At 71.1% G+C, this 2,336-nt stretch carries 1 protein-coding gene and 1 pseudogene; one reads left to right on the forward strand and one right to left on the reverse strand.

All coding sequences use genetic code 11. The features are described 5' to 3' along the window. Window positions 1-111: 111 nt before the first annotated feature. Window positions 112-957: pseudogene (locus IEZ00_RS38095) on the forward strand (alpha/beta hydrolase fold domain-containing protein); the annotation flags it as partial. Window positions 958-1,050: 93 nt separating this feature from the next. Here IEZ00_RS38095 and IEZ00_RS12470 read toward each other — a convergent pair. Then, complete coding sequence (locus IEZ00_RS12470; RefSeq protein WP_189223874.1) at window positions 1,051-1,641, reverse strand: TetR/AcrR family transcriptional regulator; 591 nt, start codon at window positions 1,639-1,641, stop codon at window positions 1,051-1,053. Window positions 1,642-2,336: the final 695 nt, after the last annotated feature.

A 2,336-nucleotide genomic window follows, 5' to 3' on the forward strand; every position in this document is an offset into this window, starting at 1 on the left:
GTTGGCGTCGGTCCACGCCGACGCCGCCGCCGGCACGCTGCACGGCAAGGTCGTCGTCCTCGCGCCCGGCGCCTGACTCCCCGCGTCCACCGATCCCCGAAGGACGCAGCCATGTCTTTGGACCCGGACCCCGAGATCGCCGAGGCGTTGGCCCCGATGGCGGACGCGATGGCGCGGACTACCCCGCCCGCGGTGGGTGACGTCGCGGCGCGGCGCGCCCTGTGGGAGCCGATCATCGGCGCCGCCGGAACGGCCCAGCCGATCCCGACCGACGTGACGATGAACGACCGCCACGTGACCACGGACGACGGCGCGCGGATCACGGTGCGCTGATACGCCAAGCACGGTGCCGCACCGGGTTCCGCCGTGCTGTTCTTCCACGGCGGCGGGTACGTCCTCGGCCACATCGACCTGTTCGACGGTCCCGTCGCCCGCTACGTGTCCGCCAGCGGCGTGCCGATGCTGTCGGTGGAGTACCGCCGCACCCCCGAGCACCCCTTCCCGACGCCGCTCAGGGACGCCTACGCCGCGCTGCGCTGGCGATCCTCGCCCGCGAGCGCGGTGGGCCCTGGATCGCCCGGCAGATCCTCGTCATGCCGATGCTCGACGACCGCACCACCACCCCCGACCCGCACGTCGCGCCCCACGCGCTGTGGTCCTACGACGACAACCGCACCGCGTGGCCCGCCCTGCTCGGCGACGCCGCAGGCGGGTTCGACGTGCCCGCCAGCCCGGCTGGAGGACGCGAGCGGGCTGCCCCCGGCCTACATCGAGGTCGGCCAGCTCGACGTCTTCCGCGACGAGGACACCGCCTACGCCACCAAGCTCAGCCGAGCCGGGGTGCCGGTGGAGTTCCACCTGCACCCCGGCGCCCCGCACGAGTTCGGCTCCATCGCCTTCGAGTCCGACCTCGTCCGCCGCGCCATGGCCGACCGCGTCCGAGTCCTCAAGTCCATCTGGGCTCGCGCCGGGCTCCCGCACCGTCACCGTCATCGGCGCTGCCGCTGTCAGCGGTCCCGAGGCGGCCTTCGGCTCGCGGGCGGGCCGGTCTCAGTCGGACGGGTCGGCCTCGCGGACGCCGGGCCGGATCGCGTCGACCAGCATGCGGACGAGCTGGTCCACGCCGACCCCCCACGTCTCCTTCGACAGGTGACCGCTCAGCTCCAATCCGGCGATACCGTGCGCGCTGGACATCAGCAAGGCGAAGTAACGTTGCGCGTCGGACTCGCCCACCACGTCCGCGACGAGGGTGAAGAACTCCTTTTCGAGGCGACCGGCGGCCTCGGCGGCGGCCGGTGTGTCCGCCGGAGTGCTGAACATCAGCGCGTATCGGTGCGGCCGCCGTCGGGCGACTCCGATGAAGGTCAGAATGGCCTGCTCGAGCCGCACCTGCGCGGGAGCACCGGCATCCGCGCGGAGTTTCCCGACCTCGTCCGCCAGCTCGCTCCACGCGTTGATGGCGAGCTGCGTCAGCAGGTGCTCCTTGTTCTCGAAGTGCCCGTAGGGCGCGCCGCGCGAGACTCCGGCCCGGGCCCCCACCTCGCGGAGGGTCACCGCGCCGGGTCCTCCCTCGTCGAGCAGCTCGGTGGCAGCGCGGACAAGAGCTCGTCGCGTGGCTGCGGCGCTCTCGGCTCGGGTCATGCGGACAGCTTAGTTGACAACGTCAGGTGAAGCGGGGACGACAATTCATATGACGTTGTCATATAAATTGTCCGTCAACGACGCCCCTCTGGATGACCGGGGACTTCGGCATTTTCCAGAGCGCCTTGGCCCACTAGCGGTCCTCCCCTGACCGGGGCACCTCCTCGGTGCCCGATCCCTTCCCGAGCGGCAGTCGGGAAAGCGTCCCGACATCACGGCCGACCCGGTGCGCGGCGCCGCGTCGGTCACCTCGCTCGGCGACACCACCCGTACAGGAGACGTGGCCAGTGGTGCCATCGCACGAAGTCCTGCCAGATCTCGCGGGGCGCAACATCCTGGGACCTGCCGCGCTGACCTGGCTGCTGATGCCCGCGTTGCGGGCAGCGGGAACCCCCGAACGGCCGTCCAGGGTGGTGACGACGTCGAGCCTGGCGCTCGACCGGCGGTTGCGCCTCGCCGGTGATCTGGTGCTGTCGATCGCCGCCCACTCCGGCCTGACGACATCGGAGACCCTGTTGCCCAATTGCATGCGGCATGAGCGAGCTCGAGCCCGGCCACGTAGGAGATTCGGGCCGGTGCGAGTGGTGTTCCGTTCCACCAGGCGTCGAGTCGGATCAGGGTGACAGCGGCGGTGAAGACGTGCGCGAGATGCGTTTTGGCCAGGCTCGTGCGGCGTGAGCGGCGTACTCCGGTGA

This window comes from Saccharothrix coeruleofusca, assembly GCF_014648515.1.
Taxonomy (GTDB): Bacteria; Actinomycetota; Actinomycetes; order Mycobacteriales; family Pseudonocardiaceae; genus Actinosynnema; species Actinosynnema coeruleofuscum.

What these genes read in the sequence shown, in the direction of transcription:
- IEZ00_RS12470 (WP_189223874.1), bottom strand. Translation starts at nt 1,641, where the DNA reads ATGACCCGAGCCGAGAGCGCCGCAGCCACGCGACGAGCTCTTGTCCGC.